The following is a 16,457-nucleotide window of genomic DNA, read 5'->3' on the forward strand; positions in this document are numbered from 1 at the left end:
GGTGACATGCTGTACATGGCCGGCGGCGGCCGCATCAGCCGCGTCCACGGCCCGTTCGTGTCGGACGAAGAGGTCGAGAAGGTCGTCAAGCACCTCAAGTCACAGGGCCAGCCGGAATATCTCGAGGCCGTCACCGCCGAGGAACCGAGCGAAGAGGACGCCGCGGTGTTCGATGCCACCGGCATGGGGGCGGACGGCGGCGGCGACCTGTTCCAGCAGGCGGTGGCGATCGTCAAACGCGACCGCAAGGCCTCGACCAGCTACATCCAGCGCCGGCTGCAGATCGGCTACAACCGCGCCGCCTCGCTGATGGAGCGGATGGAGCAGGAAGGCATCGTCGGCCAGGCCAATCACGCCGGCAAACGCGAAATCCTGGTCGCCGAGGAGGATTCGGAATTTTGACCGACCGGAGCAGCGCGGGCGCCCTTGCCGGGCCGGAGTCGCGAAATCGCCACAGCACCCCTGTAGCCGCAGGGCGGCGATGCGCCGCCGCGGCGGCTTCCGGACAGGACAATCTATTGCACCAGTTTTGCCGCTCTTTTTCGATGCCGCCGCGCTCCGCGACGCGACGCCTGGGTGCCGCGCTCGCAGCGGGCGCTGCCCTGTGGCTCGTGGTCGGCACCGCCGCCGTGCAGGCGCAACCCGACGCGTCGAAGCCGAAGGATCAGCGTGTCGGTGCCGCCGAGCCGCGGCAAAAGCCCGCGCAGCCGGCGCCGCCCGCGCCCGTGGCCAAGCTCACCACCCCGCCGGATCCGGTGATTCCCGATCCGCGCCGGAATGTGCCGGCGTCGATCTTCACCACCTTCGATGCCAAGCAGAAGGCCGACGCCGCCAAGGTCAGTGCCTATCTGTCGTCGCTGCAGACATTGGTCGGCCAGTTCGTTCAGGTCGGCCCGGACGGCACCAAGCTGACCGGCGATTTCTACATCATGAAGCCCGGCAAGGTGCGCTTCGAATATGACGAGCCGAGCACGGTGTCGCTGATCGCCGACGGTCAGTCGGTCGTGGTGCGCGACCGCAAGCTCGGCACCCAGGACGTCTATCCTCTGTCGCAAACGCCGCTACGCTATCTGCTCAGCGACCGCATCGATCTGCTTCGCGACACCAACGTCGTCAGCATCACCTCCGACGACACCTACATTTCGGTCATCATCGAGGAGAAGAACGCCATCATCGGCACCAGCCGGCTGATGCTGATGCTCGGCGTCAAGGACGGTCAGCTCAAGCAATGGACCGTGACCGATCCCCAAGGCTACGACACCACGGTCGCTATCTACAATATCGACTCGACCAAGCGCCCGGATCCGTCGATGTTCAAAATCGACTACACCAACTACGCGACCCCGCCGGGTTAACGCGCTCCTTCGATCAGGCTGGTCCGCTACCGCGGACGATGGATGCGCGGGCCTTCGCCGCGCCGAAGGGGCTCCGGCCCCGCAGGCGGGTCAAGCCGCGCATGACGAAGTGCGTGTGTCATCCGCTTCCGGCAATCGTTGAAGGCAGTCATTGCCGGGCTTGACCCGGCAATCCATCCTCTTCGCAACACGGCTTCAACGAACCGGGCGCCCTGTGCACAGCGGCCGCTTGCGCCTAGCCGCGCTCCGCGTAACAACGATGGCTGTCGTTCTGTCTCGTCTCCCCTCTCGCGAACCGATCCCCATGCGTCTGACCCTCTCCACCTGGAACATCAACTCGGTGCGGCTGCGCATCGATCTGGTGGCGAAGTTTATCAAGGCGCAGCGGCCCGATATCCTCTGCCTGCAGGAGACCAAGTGCCCCGACGACGCGTTTCCGGCGAAACGCTTCAAGCGGCTCGGCTATGAGCACATCGCGCTCAACGGACAGAAGGGCTATCACGGCGTCGCCATCGTCTCGAAGCTGCCGTTCGCCGCCACCGATGTCCGCACCTTCTGCGACATCGTCGATTCGCGGCACATCTCGGTGTCGCTCGACACCGGCAACGACGTGCCGCCGCTGGTCGTGCATAATTTTTATGTACCTGCCGGCGGCGACGTACCCGACCCCGCGGTCAATCCGAAGTTCAAGCACAAACTGTCGTTTCTCGACGAGATGAAGGCGTGCGAACCGCTGCACCCGTCCGGCGATCAGCGTCACATCCTGGTCGGCGACCTCAACGTCGCGCCGCACGAGCACGACGTCTGGTCGCACAAGCAGCTGTTGAAAGTGGTGTCCCACACGCCGGTGGAGACCGACAAGCTGCTCACCGTGCTGCGCGCCGGCAACTGGGTCGACGTCGCGCGCGAGCGCATTCCGCTCACCGAAAAAGTTTATACTTGGTGGAGCTATCGCAACGCCGATTGGACGGTCGGCGACCGCGGTCGCCGGCTCGATCACATCTGGGTCTCGGAAGCGCTGAAAGACCGCGTCACCGATTTCAAGATCCTGCGCGACGCCCGCAGTTGGGAGCGGCCGAGCGACCATGTTCCGGTCACGGTGGTGATGGACGTGTAGTTTGCAACACGCTCAGCGCGCTCCCTCTCCCGCTTGCGGGAGAGGGAGAAGATCCCAACTACGAACTCAGCTTCGCGCCTGCCACCAATATCTCCGATGCAATCTGGCTGGTGCGGGCGGCGAGATCGTCACGCAGGCGGCGGGCGGCGGCGGGATCGCTCTCGATGACGCGCTGGAAAAGGCTGCGGGAGATGCGGATCAGCGTCGAATGTTCCAGCGCCTCGGCGTTGGCGGGCCGCCGCATCGGCATCAGCAGCGCCAGCTCGCCGAGCAGATCGCCCGGGCGCGCCACGACACTCGGCCCGTCGTCATCGGCGCTGACTTTCAGTGAGCCGCGCTGCACCACGAAAGCCGCGTCCGCAGGCTCGCCCACTTTGAACAGAAGATCGCCGCGCGCGACGTCGCGCTGTTCGACGCCGACTGCCAGCATGCGTAACGACGTGCCGCCGAGCAGCCGCAGCGTCGGCACGCGCTCGAGCAGGGCGACATCATCTTCGATCGACATTCAAGGACCGGTCGGGCTCGCGTCGTGATACGAATCGAGCCCTATTGGTATCACGGCACGAGTTTGTAGCCACCGGCCTCGGTCACCAGAATCTCCGGATTGGCGGCGTCTTTCTCGATCTTTTGTCGAAGTCGGTAAATGTGGGTCTCGAGCGTGTGGGTGGTCACACCCGAATTGTAACCCCAGACTTCCTGCAGCAGCGTCTCGCGCGACACCGGCGCCTGGCCGGCGCGATACAGGAAGCGCAGGATGGCGGTTTCCTTCTCGGTGAGCCGTACCTTCTTGGCGTTGGCACCGGTCAGCATCTTGGAGCCGGGGCGGAAGCTGTAGGGGCCGACGGTGAACACCGCGTCCTCACTGGCTTCGTGCTGGCGCAGCTGGGCGCGGATGCGGGCGAGCAGCACGGCGAAGCGGAACGGCTTGGCGACGTAATCGTTGGCGCCGCTCTCGAGGCCGAGGATGGTATCTGAGTCCGTGTCGTGCCCTGTCAGCATGATGATCGGCGCCTTGAAGCCGCCTTTGCGCAGGCTGCGGACCACCTCGCGGCCGTCGGTGTCGGGCAGGCCGACATCCATCAGCACGAGGTCGGGCGACAGCGTCTTGGCGGTCTGGACGCCCTTGGCGCCGGTGTCGACCGCCGAGGCTTCGAATTCCTCATGCAGCGACAGTTGCTCGACCAGCGCGTCGCGCAGATCGGTGTCGTCGTCCACGATCAGGATCTTGCGGGCGTTCGGCATGGTCTGTCCTTCGGGCTATTCGGGAGCACGGCGCCGGCGCAAGCACGGCCGGGCGGCGTCCGGATCGTCTGAGCTTGTACCGCAGATCAGCACATAGGGAGAGTTTCCGCGCAAGTTAACTCCCGGATACTAAATTTGCCGGCTCGCCGGCAGCAGAGGTGGATCCAAATGCCGAAAAAGTTAACGGAAACAAAGGCGAGACGGCGGCAGGGGTCGCGGCCCCTGGAATGGGTCCAAATCCGGCGCGCCGCCGGCGAGCGCAGTCGCGGCTGGCTGGTGGCCAAAGGCATGACCATCCCGGTGGCGCTGGGCCGCGGCGGCATCCTTGCCAATAAGCGTGAGGGCGACGGCGCCACGCCGCGGGGCAGCTTTCATCCGCTGCGGCTGTGGTGGCGGGGCGAACGCGGGACGCGGCCGCACACGCATCTGCCGGTCCGCACCATCCGGCCCGATGATGCCTGGTGCGAGGATCCGGCGAGCCGGCATTACAACCGCCCGCTGCGGCTGAGGCCGGGCCAGACCGGCGACCGGCTGACGCGGGACGATCATCTTTACGATCTGATCGTCGAGATCGACCACAACACCAAGCCGCGAATCACCGGCCGCGGCAGCGCCGTGTTCCTGCACCTCGCCCGTGACAATTTCGGCCCGACCGCCGGCTGCGTGGCGATGACCCGCGGCAATCTGCGTCGCCTGCTGGCGCGGCTCGGGCCGAAGACGAAGATCGTCATTGGCTGAAGGCGCGCCTCGTTTGCTGCCGGAAGATCGCCGAGGCACTGCCACGCGCCGCTCAGAACACGACCCGGTAGCTGGCCGATACCCAGGTGAGGTTGCGGCTGGTCTGGTTGGAGGTGTTGACCATGATCAGGCCGTCGCCGCAGCCGAGGCGATAGCGCAGGCCGAGGCCGGCGCGGCCCCAGTCCTGGCGCACGTTGGCGCCATCGAACGCGAAGTTCGACAGGCCGAGGATCTGGCCAGTCGTTGCCGCGCCGGTGCGTTCGAAGCGGTGGGCATATTCCAGCCGCGTCACCAAGCCGAGCTGCTTGGTCAGCGGCGTCAGCGCATCGCCGCCAATCCGCGCCACCGTGGAATTCTCCTGCGAGGCGTCGTACCGCACCGGGAAGCTGCCGCCGGTCTCGGTGTAACCGTCGATCCGCGTGTTCAGATAGGTGACACTGGCATAGGGCGAGAAGCCGGTTCGGCCGAAGCGCAGCGCGTCCTGCCAGTCGAGCCGGGCGCGTGCGCCGGCGGTCAGCGTCGCTGTGCTGCCGAACGAGATGTCCAGCGAGGTGGCGTTGAGATAGCCGCGGCGGATATCGGCACAGCCCCAGGCGAGATAGCCGGTGGCGGTCGCCACCAGGCCGGGGCCGAACAGCATCGAGGCTTCGGGCACCACATAGGTGCCCGTCGTGTTGCTGGCGCCGCCGAGTGCGAGCGGGGTGCGGGAGGACAGGCCGCCGACGCCGAACTTGACGGTCACGCCGTGCTCGAAGCCATGGGCGATGCCGCCCTCGCCGAGGCCGGAGCCGGCGTCCAGACCGCCGCCGCCACCGGCGACCGCGACATCGCCGGCGGTCCACACCGAAGAGCGCCCCGGCGCCAGCAGCGTGGTGAGCGGCGAGGAATGCGAGCCGTTGAGGATCAGGTCACCGGTCTGCAGCTGCGGCGCGGTCCGCGGTGTCCCCGCCAGGCTCGCCTGGAAATTCACCACATCCATCAGACCTGCGGTGGCGACGAAGCCCGCCGGAGCGGCCGCTGGCTGCGCTGGGGTTGTCGCCGGCGTGGCCGGCGTCACTCCAACCGTGCTGCGGGCGATGAAGGCGTGATTATTATTCAGCGTGCCGACCACGACATTGCCGTCCGCCGACACCCCATACGCCCGGGCTGTCACATCCGTGGGGATCGTCACACCGAGATTGCGGAGCCATTGCTCGACTGTGATCAGGCCGGTGGCCTGTGTCCAACGGAACGCGCGGCTGATCCCTTGATTCGAACCATCGTTGGCACTGCCGACGACCACAGAACCGTCGCTGCTGACAGCGTAAGCAAACGAGGTACCGCCGTTCAGGGTGCCGAGGCTGACCATCCCTCCGGCCTGTGTCCATCGGAATGCCCGGTAGCTATTACCGACACTGCCGTCGGTCGCATCGCCAACGACGACGCTGCCGTCGGCATTCGTGGCGCGGGCCTCTGAGACTGTTCCACCGTTGAGGTGGCCGAGGCTGACCATCCCTCCGGCCTGCGTCCAAAGAAACGCAAACTCCTGGCGAGCAGCGTTAGTCGCCCCGCCGACAACGACATTGCCGTCGGTGCTGATCCCATAGGCGACCGAATACTGGCCACCGCTCAGAAAGCCGAGACCCACCAAGCCGCCGGCCTGCGTCCAGCGAAATGCTTGAGTGTCGGTGCCTCCGACCACGACACTGCCGTCGCCGCTGATGCCGTAAGCGGTCGAGTTTACGTTCCCGTTGAGGGTTCCAAGATTGACCGCGCCGCCGGCCTGGGTCCATCGAAATGCCTGATGCGCGTTTCCTACTGGGAAAGTGCCGACGACGACCGATCCATCGGAGTTGGTGGCATAGGCAAATGCATTCAAGCCCGCGCCAAAATCGACCGTCCCGCCCGCCAGCGTCCAGCGAAAGGCATGGTTGTCAGAGCCGTCGAAGTACTGCCCCACAACAACCGAACCGTCCGCGCTGACCCCGTATGCATTGGAATATGAGCCAGTATTGATGTCCGTAATGCCGACTGCCTGTGCCAACGCGGAATTGGTGAAGACCGTGCTGGCCAGTGCTGTCCCGGCCCACAGGGCCAAAGATGATCGGAGTGTGCGCGGCATCGGACGCAGTCCCGGGATGAATCAAGAAAGGAGGTACCCGAGCAATATCGACCACCAGCATACGCCAGCAAGAAAATACCGTTCCGTATTCGGAACAACCCGCGTGTCATTTGCGCTGTGCAGATTCCCGGTCACACGCACGACAGTGCAGCCACCCGCATCGCGCGAGGGCCTCCGCTTCAGACAGTCAGCGATGCCCGAAGATTGCAGACCCCACCCGCACATGCGTGGCGCCGAACTGGATGGCGGTGGCGAAGTCGGCGCTCATGCCCATCGACAGTTTTGAGAGGCCGTTGCGCTTGGCGATCTTGGCGCACAAGGCGAAGTGCGGCGCCGGGGCTTCGTCGACCGGTGGGATGCACATCAGGCCGGCGATCGTCAGACCCCAGCGATCGCGGCAGGCGGCGATAAAGGCGTCGGCATCCTGCGGCGCGACGCCGGCTTTTTGCGACTCTTCACCGGTGTTGATCTGAACGAACAATTCGATGCTTCGTCCCGACGCCGGCAGCACCTTGCCGAGCGCTTCGCACAGGCTGTCGCGGTCGACCGAATGAATGGCGTCGAACAGCGCCGCGGCTTCCTTGGCTTTGTTGGACTGCAGCGGTCCGATCAGATGCAGCTCGGTCTTCGGGTAGGCAGCGACCAGCTCCGGCCATTTGGCCTTGGCTTCCTGGACGCGGTTTTCGCCGAACACGCGCTGGCCGGCGTCCAGCACCCGCCGGATCGCCTCGGCTTCGAAGGTCTTCGACACCGCGATCAGCGTCACCGACGAACGTTCCCGCCGCGCCTCGCGGCAGGCGCGCACGATCTCCGCCTCGACGGCAGCCAGCCCGTCCGCAGCCGACCCGGTCATGCGTCGGCCTCGCCGGACCGGCCGGTCCAACACGGTAAACGGCGGGTCAACGTCGCGAACTGCACGGGGATTTCGCCTTGCGGTTGGCCCATCGCTCAAATTGTAACGATTCGAGGAAAGGGTTTTTGAACCCTTAGGCCTAGGTTGTTTACGGGGGTTTTCGGGGGCAACGATGTCACGCATCGCGTTCATCCGCAAGAAAGCGAAGCTCAGAGGGATGCTCGGCATCCGGGCGCGGCTCGTGGTGCTGGCGCTGATTCTGGTCTCTCCGCTGATGTTCGACCGCGTGCGGGTGCTCGAGGAGCAGCGCACCGCGCAGATCGGCGCGATCGCCAGCGAACTGGCGACGCTGGCGCAGCGCACCGCGGACGCCCAGCGCGAGGTGATCTCCTCGGTCGAAGCTGTGCTGAAGTCGGCCGCCTATATCTACGCCTCGGCCGACCGCAGCCGTGGCTGCAGCATCCTGCAATCCAGCCTGCGGGTCGATCTGCCGTCGATCCGGATGCTGGCGATCGCCAACCGGGACGGCATCATCACCTGCTCGACCTCGTCGATGTTCGTCGGCGCCAACGTGTCCGATCGCTCGTATTTCCGGCGTGCGATCGAGACCAAGGGCTTCGTCGTCAGTGACTTTCTCGTCGGTCGGCACACCCGCACCGGCACCGTTCTGGCCGGCTATCCGGTCGCCGCGATCGATGGTGACGACAGCACCGTGATGATCGCCGGCCTCAATCTGGACTGGCTGTCCGACATCATGGGCAATCTGGCCGGCCGGAACGGCGTCAGCGCGGCGCTGATCGACGGCGAAGGCACCGTTTTGGCGGCGCCGCCCGATCAGCGCAGTCTGGTCGGCCACAAGCTCGAACCCGCCGTGCTGGAGTTTGCGCTCGCCAGCGCCCCGCAGGGCCGTGAACTGATGACCTCCAAGGACGACAATGGCCAGCTGCTGTCGGTGGTGCGGATCCGCGGCACCAGTGCCCGGCTGGTGGTGGTGCTCGACGAGAACAAGGTCTCGGCCGGCATCAATCTCGACATCCGCACCGCCTATTTGCAATTGGCGCTGGTCTGCCTGTTCGTGCTGCTCGGCGCGCTGATCGCCGCCGAACGGCTGATCGTGCAGCCGATCTCGATGCTGACCGAAAGCGCGCGCAAATTCGCCCAGGGCGACTGGTCGGTGCGTGCGTCGCGGACGCGGTTGCCCGCCGAATTCGTGCCTCTGGCGCGCGCCTTCAATGGCATGGCGGCGCAGCTCGGCCAGCGCGAACGCGAGCTCGTCGCCACCAATCACCGCCTCACCGTGATGGCGTCGATGGACCTGCTCAGCGGGCTGGCCAACCGCCGCGGTTTCCAGAGCCGGCTGGATTTCGAGTGGATGAAGGCGCAGCAGAGCGGCTCGCGGCTGTCGCTGCTGATGATCGACGTCGACCACTTCAAGCTGTTCAACGATTCCTACGGCCACCCCGAAGGCGACGCCTGCCTGGGGCGCATCGGCGAGGTGCTGGCGGGGGTCGCCGACGCGACCGGGGGCCTGGCGGCCCGCTACGGCGGCGAAGAATTCTGCCTGCTGCTGCCGGCGACCGAAGCGCCGCGCGCCGTGCAGGTCGGTGAAATGGTGCGCGATGGCGTCGAGCGACTGTGCCTGCCGCACCGAACGAGTCTGTTTCAGCGCGTCACCGTCAGCATCGGCGTCGGCTGCGCATTGCCGAGCGGCGACAGCGAGCCGGGCGAACTGGTCGAGGCCGCCGATGCCGCGCTCTACGCCGCCAAACACCGCGGCCGCAACACCGTCGTCGAACACGGTTTCGTCCGCGTCACCGACACTGCGATCGCGATCGCGAGCTGAGCGGCTGTGCCCGGCCGCTCAGGCCGGCTCGGCGTGGATCAGGCCGCTCGGCCAGCCGATACGCACCAGCAGATCGTCCGGCCCGTTGAGGGCGAATTCATACATGCCCCACGGTTTGTGCTCGGGTGTCTTGCCGGGCTCGATAATGGCGTTGCGCGCCGTCAGGGCCAGTTCATCCACCCGTGGCGTATAGACATATACGCCGAACGGATTGCGTCCCGGACTGAGCCAGCCTTCAACGGCCGGCTGCAGATGGATTTCGGCTCCTTCGGCATCGGACAGCATGCGGTAATCGCCATGGTCCTGCTCCGGAGGACGAGCGAAGCCGAGCACGTTCCACCAGCGTTCGGCGGCATTCACGTCGGTACAGGGGATGATGGCCACCACCCGGCTGAAAGCTGTCTGTGACATCGGCTCCTCCTCTGGCGTTCTCGGCAGCCGGGCGTCGCCTGCCCGCGGCCGTTTGCCCGGCCCGTGCCATCCCATTGACCCGGCGCGGCGTTTCATGGCCTATTCCGCGCGCTTTAAGCGCGAATTTCAGCTCGATTCCGCAGCGGTTTGCGGCCTGTTCGCGCCTTCATCAACCCGTTCGAACCGGCGCCCGACCCGCTGCCCCGTGCCCGTGACCGTGAATCATGACCTCTGAACGTTACAACGCCCGCGAATCCGAGCCGAAATGGCAGGCGAAGTGGGAGGCGGCGAAGACTTTCGCCACCCGCAACGACGACCCCCGGCCAAAGTATTACGTGCTCGAGATGTTCCCCTATCCGTCGGGGCGCATCCATATGGGCCACGTCCGCAACTACACCATGGGCGACGTGGTGGCGCGGACGATGCGGGCGCGCGGCCACAACGTGCTGCATCCGATGGGCTGGGACGCGTTCGGCCTGCCGGCCGAGAACGCCGCCATCGAGCGCAAGGTCGCGCCCAAGGCGTGGACCTACGACAACATCGCAGCGATGAAGAAGCAGCTCCAGACCATGGGTCTGTCGCTCGACTGGGCGCGCGAATTCGCGACCTGCGACCCGAGCTACTACAAGCATCAGCAGAAGATGTTTCTCGACTTCCTGAAGGTCGGGCTCGCCGAGCGCGAGAAGCGCAAGCTCAACTGGGACCCGGTCGACATGACCGTGCTGGCCAACGAGCAGGTCATCGACGGCCGCGGCTGGCGCTCCGGCGCCGTCGTCGAGCAGCGCGAGATGAATCAGTGGGTGTTCAAGATCACCAAATACGCCCCTGAGCTGCTGTCGGCGCTGGATACGCTCGACCGCTGGCCCGACAAGGTGCGGCTGATGCAGCGCAACTGGATCGGCCGCAGCGAGGGCCTGCTGGTCCGCTTCGCGCTCGATCCCAAGACGACGCCGGCGGGCGAGACCGAGCTGCAGGTGTTCACGACGCGGCCCGACACGCTGTTCGGCGCCAAGTTCATGGCGATCGCCGGCGATCATCCGCTGGCGCAGGCGGCCGCGGCCAAGAACCCGAAGCTTGCCGAGTTCATCGCCGAGATCAAGCGCACCGGCACCGCGCAGGAAATCATCGATACCGCCGAGAAGCAGGGCTTCGACACCGGCATCCGCGCCGTGCATCCGTTCGACCCGAGCTGGTCGATCCCGGTCTATGTGGCCAACTTCGTGCTGATGGAATACGGCACCGGCGCCATCTTCGGCTGCCCGGCGCACGACCAGCGCGACCTCGACTTCGTCAACAAGTACAAGCTCGGCAACACGCCGGTGGTGTGCCCCGAGGGGCAGGACCCGTCGACCTTCGTGATCACCGATGTGGCCTATGACGGCGAAGGCCGGATGATCAATTCGCGCTTCCTCGACGGTATGACGATCGCCGAGGCCAAGGAAGAAGTCGCGAGCCGGCTCGAGCGCGAGACCCGCGGCAACGCGCCGGTCGCCGAGCGAAAGGTCAATTTCCGCCTGCGCGACTGGGGCATCTCACGCCAGCGCTATTGGGGCTGCCCGATCCCAGTGATCCATTGCCCCAAATGCGATGTCGTGCCGGTGCCCGACAAGGATCTGCCGGTGACGCTGCCGGAGGACGTGTCGTTCGACAAGCCCGGCAACGCGCTCGATCATCACCCGACCTGGAAGCACGTCACCTGTCCGCAATGCGGCGGCAAGGCGGTGCGCGAGACCGACACCATGGACACCTTCGTGGACTCGTCCTGGTACTTCGCGCGCTTCACCGATCCGTGGAACGAGACCGCGCCGACCACGCTGCCGGTGGTCAACCGGATGCTGCCGGTCGACCAGTATATCGGCGGCGTCGAGCACGCGATCCTGCATCTCTTGTACAGCCGGTTCTTCACCCGGGCCATGAAGGCCACCGGGCATGTCGGTCTCGACGAGCCGTTCCGGGGCATGTTCACCCAGGGCATGGTGGTGCACGAGACCTACCGGAAGGCCGATGGTCACTTTGCCTCGCCGGCCGAAGTGGTGATCACCGCCGACGGCGATGCCCGCAAGGCGACGCTGCTCGACGGCGGCGGTCCGGTCGAGATCGGCCCGATCGAGAAGATGTCGAAGAGCAAGCGCAACACGGTCGATCCCGACGACATCATCGGCACCTACGGCGCCGACACCGCGCGCTGGTTCATGCTGTCGGACTCGCCGCCCGATCGCGACGTGATCTGGAGCGAAGAGGGCGTCAAGGGCGCCTCGCGCTTCGTGCAGCGGCTGTGGCGGATGGTGAACGACGCCGCCGAGCTCGCCGGCGCGGCGCCGGCGGCGCGGCCGGAGTCGTTCGGGCCCGAGGCGCTGGCGCTGCGCAAGGCCAGCCATGGCGCGCTCGACAAGGTGCTGTCCGGCATCGAACGGCTGGCCTTCAATGTCAGCCTGGCCCATATCCGCGAGTTCTCGAACACGCTCGGTGACGTCCTGGCGAAGGCCGACAAGCCGTCGCCGGACCTGGCCTGGGCGATTCGCGAGGCTGCCGGAATCCTGGTTCAGCTGTTCTACCCGATGATGCCGCATCTGGCCGAGGAGAGCTGGCAGGTGCTGGGGCAGCAGGGCTTCGTCTCCGACGCCCAGTGGCCGCAAATCGAACGCGATTTGCTGGTCGAAGACAGCATCACCCTGCCGGTGCAGGTCAACGGCAAGAAGCGCGCCGAGGTCACGGTGCCTCGGGCGGCGGCGAACTCAGAAATTGAGGCTGCCGTTTTGGCCCTCGATGCGGTAAGACAGGCGCTGGACGGCAAGCCCGTCCGCAAGGTGATCGTGGTGCCGCAGAGGATCGTGAATGTGGTCGGCTAGGCGCGTGGGGACGCGGATGGGTGCGAGGCTGCTGCAGAGGCTGGCGTTGGCCGTTGCATTGTCGGCGCCACTCGCCGGTTGCTTCCATCCGATGTATGCCGACCGTGGCGACGGTTCGCCGACGCTGCGCGACAAGCTGACGGCGATCGAAGTTCCGCCGCTGGACGTCCCGAACGGCTCGCGCAACGCGCGCATCGGCATTCAGATTCGCAATGCGCTGATGTTCAAGCTGTACGGCGCCGCCACCGGCGCGCCGCCGCTGTATCGGCTGACGATGACCATCAGCACCGCACGTTCGTCGCTGATCGTCGACAACACGACACAGCTGCCGACGGTCGAAAATTACGGCATCGACGCCAGCTACAAGCTGATCGAGGTCGCCACTGGCAAGACGGTGCTGACCGGAAACACCTTCTCGCGCGTCGAATACGACATTCCGGGTCAGATCCAGCGCTTCGCCCGCACCCGCGCCGGCCGCGACGCCGAGGATCGTGCCTCCCAGGAAATCGCCGAGAACATCAACACAAGACTGGCGTCGTTCTTCTACGCCGGGATTTGACCTCGGCGTCAGTGTCCGAGCCGTTCCCGGCCTCCGTTATGTCGTCATGGCCGGGCTCGTCCCGGCCATCCACGTCTTCCTTGTTGCGGCCGCTGCAAGTCGTGGATGCCCAGGACAAGCCTGGGCATGACGAGCATGGTGCCGCGAAGGCCTGCTGATGGTCGCGCTGCGCGGCAAAGACATCACCTCGTTTCTCGCCCGCCCTGATGCGGGCAAGCCGGTCGTGCTGCTGTACGGGCCGGACGCAGGACTCGTGCGCGAGCGTGCCGATGCGGTGATTGCGGCTTCGCTCGACGATCCGAAAGATCCGTTCGCGCTGGTGCGGCTCGAGGGCGACGAACTCGCCTCCGAGCCGTCGCGCCTGGTCGACGAGGCGCTGGCGATCCCGATGTTCGGCGGCCGCCGCGCCATCCGGGTCCGCGCCGGCTCGCGCAGCTTCGCCTCCGGCGTCGAGGCGCTGCTGGAGACGCCGCCGCGCGATTGCCGGGTGGTGATCGAGGCCGGCGACATCAAGCCGGACCATGCGCTGCGCAAGGCCTGCGAGAAAGCCGCCAGCGCAGTGGCGATCGGCTGCTATCCGGACGCCGAGGCCGATTTGGGCCGGCTGATCGACGACGAGCTGCGCGCCTCCAACCTGTCGATCGCACGCGACGCCCGCACCGTGCTGGTGTCGCTGCTCGGCGGCGACCGCCAGGCCTCGCGCAACGAACTGCGCAAGCTCGTCCTTTACGCCCATGGCCAAAGCGAGGTGACGCTGGACGACGTCATGGTCTGCGTGTCGGACGCATCCGACCTCAAGCTCGACGTCATCGTCGACGCGGCGTTCGGCGGCAAACCGGCGGTGGTCGAAAGCGAATTCGCCAAAGCCATGGTGGCCGGCACCTATCCGGGGCAGATCATCGCGGCGGCACAGCGCCACGCCGCTTTCCTGCACAAGATCAGCCTCGCGGTCGAAGGCGGTACGCCGGCCGCGTCGGCGCTCGACTCGACGTTTCCGCGCCTGCACTTCTCCCGCAAGGGCGCTGCTGAAACCGCACTCCGCCAATTCTCGCCGCCGCGCCTGGCGCAACTCATCGAACAACTCGCGAGCGCCGCGCTCGACAGCCGCAAACAGGCCAACCTCGGCGCCGCCATCGCGCAGCGCGCGCTGCTTTCCATCGCGGTGAATGCACGGCGGCGCGGCTGATCCGCGATTACATCTTTTCGTCATTGCGAGCGAAGCGAAGCAATCCAGCGCCGAGCACGGAGCTGGATTGCTTCGTCGCTTCGCTCGTCGCAATGACGGTAGATAGTTTCGCTAACTCAGTAGACAGGCCGTCATCCTGAGGTGCGAGCGCAGCGAGCCTCGAAGGATGACAGCTACTTGTACCCGTGGCTCATCCTTCGAGGCCCATCGCATCGCGCTGACGCGCGACGCGATGGGCACCTCAGGATGACGTCTCGATTGGAGCTGAGAGAACGCTGCTTACTTCTCCCGCACCATGCCCATGATGTCCTTCACGGCCAGCATGGTTTCGGCCGCGATGGCGCGGGCGCGGTCGCTGCCGTCAGCGAGCACGGCATCGACATAGGCGTGGTCGGCGGCGAGGCGTTTCATCTCGGTGGCGATCGGCGACAGCTTTGTCACCGCGAGGTCGACCAGGTTCGACTTGAAGCTGGAGAACTGCGCGCCGCCGAATTCGGCCAGCACCTCGCCCTTCGGCTTGCCGGCCAGCGCCGCATAGATACCGACCAGATTGTCGGCTTCGGGCCGCGGCTCGAGGCCTTTCTCTTCGCTCGGCAACGGCTCCGGATCGGTCTTGGCCTTCTTGATCTTCTGGGCGATGGCGTCGGCGTCGTCGGTGAGGTTGATGCGCGAGTAGTCGGAGGGGTCCGACTTCGACATCTTCTTGGTGCCATCGCGCAGGCTCATCACCCGCGTCGCCGGGCCGGTGATCACCGGCTCGGGCAGCGGGAAGTAAGCGTCGCCGAAGCCGTGGGCGGCGATCGAGGGCGCGAAGTCGTTGTTGAACTTCTGGGCGATGTCGCGCGTCAGCTCGACATGCTGCTTCTGGTCCTCGCCGACCGGAACATGCGTGGCGCGATACACCAGAATGTCGGCAGCCATCAGGACCGGGTAATCATAAAGTCCAACCGAGACGTTCTCGCGGTCCTTGCCGGCCTTCTCCTTGAACTGCGTCATGCGGTTCAGCCAGCCGAGGCGGGCGATGCAGTTCAGCACCCAGGCCAGCTCGGCGTGCTCGGCGACTTGGCTCTGGTTGAAGATGATCTGGCGCTTGGGATCGATGCCCGACGCGATGAACGCCGCGGTGACCTCACGGATATTACGGCGGAGTTCGTCCGGGCCGCCCCACACCGCTGGCGGCACCGTGATGGCGTGCAGGTCGACGACGCAATAGACGCAGTTGTGCGTCTCCTGCATCTTCACGAAATTGACGATCGCGCCCAGATAGTTGCCGAGATGCAGATTGCCGGTCGGCTGGATGCCGGAGAATACCCGCTGCGTGAAGGCCATGATCGTGTTCCTGCGCGTCCTGAAAGAAGCGCCGTGAAGTGGCACAGCTCCGCTAGTCGCGCAAGCCGGGCCGCCGCAGCGCATCCCGCGCCGTTCTCAGGCTGACGATGCCGAGCAGCAGCAGCGCCGCCGCATAGATGATCAGCCCGCCGGCGATCAGCACGCCGAGCAGTCCGGCTTGCACCAAAGTCGGGGCCTGCGCGGCGAGCGGCAGCACCAGGCTGGTCTTCAGCCACAGCAGCCCCCCCATGATGGCGGCGGCGAGCACGATTCGCACAAGCCGGCTGCGGCTTGCCGGCTCGAGGAACGGGCGGTCGCTGCGTCCCAGCAGCAGGCCAGCATTGGTCCAGGCGCCGAGCGCCACGGCGGCCGCGACGCCGCCGACACCGAACAGCCAGCCGAGCCCGACCGCGGCGATCAGCACCACGATCAGCGACGCCAGCGTCGCGACCAGCGGTGTGCTTGTGTCCTCCCGCGCGAACAACGAGGCGGCGGCATTCTTGGCCAGCACCTGCGCCGGCAGACCGAGTGCCAGCAGCGCCAGCGCCTGTGCGGTCGCGGCGGCATCTTCGGGGCTGAAGGCGCCGTGTTCGAACAATAGTCGTACGATCGGCTCGCGCAGCACGATCAGTCCCAGCGTCGCCGGCAGCGCGACGCCGATGGCGAGTTCGAGCGCATGCGCGGCAGCGCGAGTGTGCGCCGCCGTGTCGTCGCTGCGAACGGCGCGCGACAGTTCCGGCACCAGCACGGCGCCCATCGCGACGCCGACGATGCCGAGCGGCAGCTCGATCAGCCGGTTGGCGAAATACAGCCACGAGACCGCCGCCGGCTGCCCCGATGCAACCAGCGCGGCGATGACAATGATGAGCTGCGG

The 16,457-nt window shown here is 66.2% G+C and carries 15 protein-coding genes; 8 read left to right on the forward strand and 7 right to left on the reverse strand.

Going from position 1 to position 16,457, the window contains the following annotated elements:
• The 3 genes from I5M_RS29225 to I5M_RS05375 all read left to right on the forward strand — a co-directional run.
• On the forward strand, positions 1-402 hold a 402-nt coding region (locus I5M_RS29225; protein WP_040771573.1), incomplete at its 5' end, for a DNA translocase FtsK.
• Positions 403-545: 143 nt separating this feature from the next.
• Positions 546-1,355, forward strand: a complete 810-nt coding sequence (locus I5M_RS05370) for an outer membrane lipoprotein carrier protein LolA (protein WP_083909512.1) — start codon at positions 546-548, stop codon at positions 1,353-1,355.
• A 304-nt stretch (positions 1,356-1,659) separates the two neighbouring features.
• Positions 1,660-2,472, forward strand: a complete 813-nt coding sequence (locus I5M_RS05375; RefSeq protein ID WP_022720471.1) for an exodeoxyribonuclease III — start codon at positions 1,660-1,662, stop codon at positions 2,470-2,472.
• Between the two features lie 58 nt (positions 2,473-2,530).
• On the opposite strand, the gene I5M_RS05380 is transcribed toward I5M_RS05375, so the two are convergent.
• Together I5M_RS05380 and I5M_RS05385 are read right to left on the reverse strand one after the other, a co-directional pair.
• Entirely contained in the window at positions 2,531-2,977 is a 447-nt protein-coding gene (locus tag I5M_RS05380; protein WP_022720472.1) for a cyclic nucleotide-binding domain-containing protein, read from the reverse strand.
• A 50-nt stretch (positions 2,978-3,027) separates the two neighbouring features.
• Positions 3,028-3,714 (reverse strand): response regulator transcription factor, encoded by a 687-nt coding sequence (locus I5M_RS05385; RefSeq protein WP_022720473.1) that lies wholly within the window; start codon positions 3,712-3,714, stop codon positions 3,028-3,030.
• 168 nt (positions 3,715-3,882) lie between these two features.
• Here I5M_RS05385 and I5M_RS05390 point away from each other — a divergent pair, with 168 nt between their 5' ends.
• Positions 3,883-4,452 carry a L,D-transpeptidase gene (locus I5M_RS05390; RefSeq protein WP_022720474.1) on the forward strand — a complete coding sequence of 190 codons (570 nt, stop codon included), beginning with the start codon at positions 3,883-3,885 and terminating at the stop codon, positions 4,450-4,452.
• A gap of 52 nt (positions 4,453-4,504) precedes the next feature.
• Here I5M_RS05390 and I5M_RS05395 read toward each other — a convergent pair whose 3' ends face one another.
• Positions 4,505-6,553, reverse strand: coding sequence for an autotransporter domain-containing protein (locus tag I5M_RS05395; RefSeq protein WP_022720475.1), 2,049 nt, complete (start codon positions 6,551-6,553; stop codon positions 4,505-4,507).
• 187 nt (positions 6,554-6,740) lie between these two features.
• The gene (locus tag I5M_RS05400) at positions 6,741-7,406 is read right to left on the reverse strand and encodes a YggS family pyridoxal phosphate-dependent enzyme (protein WP_022720476.1); all 666 of its coding nucleotides are present in this window, start codon (positions 7,404-7,406) and stop codon (positions 6,741-6,743) included.
• A gap of 172 nt (positions 7,407-7,578) precedes the next feature.
• On the opposite strand from I5M_RS05400, the gene I5M_RS05405 reads away from it, so the two are divergent.
• Positions 7,579-9,249 (forward strand): diguanylate cyclase domain-containing protein, encoded by a 1,671-nt coding sequence (locus I5M_RS05405; RefSeq protein ID WP_022720477.1) that lies wholly within the window; start codon positions 7,579-7,581, stop codon positions 9,247-9,249.
• 18 nt (positions 9,250-9,267) lie between these two features.
• On the opposite strand, the gene I5M_RS05410 is transcribed toward I5M_RS05405, so the two are convergent.
• Positions 9,268-9,756, reverse strand: coding sequence for a glyoxalase (locus I5M_RS05410; protein WP_307704634.1), 489 nt, complete (start codon positions 9,754-9,756; stop codon positions 9,268-9,270).
• Between the two features lie 128 nt (positions 9,757-9,884).
• On the opposite strand from I5M_RS05410, the gene leuS reads away from it, so the two are divergent.
• The 3 genes from leuS to holA all read left to right on the forward strand — a co-directional run bounded on the left by leuS (position 9,885) and on the right by holA (position 14,254).
• Positions 9,885-12,509 carry a leucine--tRNA ligase gene (gene leuS, locus I5M_RS05415; protein WP_022720479.1) on the forward strand — a complete coding sequence of 875 codons (2,625 nt, stop codon included), beginning with the start codon at positions 9,885-9,887 and terminating at the stop codon, positions 12,507-12,509.
• A 16-nt stretch (positions 12,510-12,525) separates the two neighbouring features.
• Positions 12,526-13,068 carry an LPS assembly lipoprotein LptE gene (locus I5M_RS05420; protein ID WP_022720480.1) on the forward strand — a complete coding sequence of 181 codons (543 nt, stop codon included), beginning with the start codon at positions 12,526-12,528 and terminating at the stop codon, positions 13,066-13,068.
• A 157-nt stretch (positions 13,069-13,225) separates the two neighbouring features.
• The gene (holA, locus tag I5M_RS05425) at positions 13,226-14,254 is read left to right on the forward strand and encodes a DNA polymerase III subunit delta (protein WP_022720481.1); all 1,029 of its coding nucleotides are present in this window, start codon (positions 13,226-13,228) and stop codon (positions 14,252-14,254) included.
• 279 nt (positions 14,255-14,533) lie between these two features.
• Here the strand turns inward: holA and trpS are convergent, their stop codons facing one another.
• The gene (gene trpS, locus I5M_RS05430; RefSeq protein WP_022720482.1) at positions 14,534-15,583 is read right to left on the reverse strand and encodes a tryptophan--tRNA ligase; all 1,050 of its coding nucleotides are present in this window, start codon (positions 15,581-15,583) and stop codon (positions 14,534-14,536) included.
• A gap of 52 nt (positions 15,584-15,635) precedes the next feature.
• The coding region (locus tag I5M_RS05435; protein WP_022720483.1) for a lipid II flippase MurJ at positions 15,636-16,457 on the reverse strand (822 nt) is incomplete at its 5' end.

It is taken from the genome of Rhodopseudomonas sp. B29 (assembly GCF_000333455.1).
Taxonomy (GTDB): Bacteria; Pseudomonadota; Alphaproteobacteria; order Rhizobiales; family Xanthobacteraceae; genus Rhodopseudomonas.

Bases quoted from the DNA above. Each gene is read 5' to 3' on its own strand.
- trpS (WP_022720482.1), bottom strand. From the start codon at position 15,583: ATGGCCTTCACGCAGCGGGTATTCTCCGGCATCCAGCCGACCGGCAAT.
- holA (WP_022720481.1), top strand. From the start codon at position 13,226: ATGGTCGCGCTGCGCGGCAAAGACATCACCTCGTTTCTCGCCCGCCCT.
- I5M_RS05370 (WP_083909512.1), top strand. From the start codon at position 546: ATGCCGCCGCGCTCCGCGACGCGACGCCTGGGTGCCGCGCTCGCAGCG.
- leuS (WP_022720479.1), top strand. From the start codon at position 9,885: ATGACCTCTGAACGTTACAACGCCCGCGAATCCGAGCCGAAATGGCAG.
- I5M_RS05405 (WP_022720477.1), top strand. From the start codon at position 7,579: ATGTCACGCATCGCGTTCATCCGCAAGAAAGCGAAGCTCAGAGGGATG.
- I5M_RS05395 (WP_022720475.1), bottom strand. From the start codon at position 6,553: ATGCCGCGCACACTCCGATCATCTTTGGCCCTGTGGGCCGGGACAGCA.
- I5M_RS05385 (WP_022720473.1), bottom strand. From the start codon at position 3,714: ATGCCGAACGCCCGCAAGATCCTGATCGTGGACGACGACACCGATCTG.
- I5M_RS05380 (WP_022720472.1), bottom strand. From the start codon at position 2,977: ATGTCGATCGAAGATGATGTCGCCCTGCTCGAGCGCGTGCCGACGCTG.
- I5M_RS05375 (WP_022720471.1), top strand. From the start codon at position 1,660: ATGCGTCTGACCCTCTCCACCTGGAACATCAACTCGGTGCGGCTGCGC.
- I5M_RS05390 (WP_022720474.1), top strand. From the start codon at position 3,883: ATGCCGAAAAAGTTAACGGAAACAAAGGCGAGACGGCGGCAGGGGTCG.
- I5M_RS05400 (WP_022720476.1), bottom strand. From the start codon at position 7,406: ATGACCGGGTCGGCTGCGGACGGGCTGGCTGCCGTCGAGGCGGAGATC.
- I5M_RS05420 (WP_022720480.1), top strand. From the start codon at position 12,526: ATGGGTGCGAGGCTGCTGCAGAGGCTGGCGTTGGCCGTTGCATTGTCG.
- I5M_RS05410 (WP_307704634.1), bottom strand. From the start codon at position 9,756: ATGAAACGCCGCGCCGGGTCAATGGGATGGCACGGGCCGGGCAAACGG.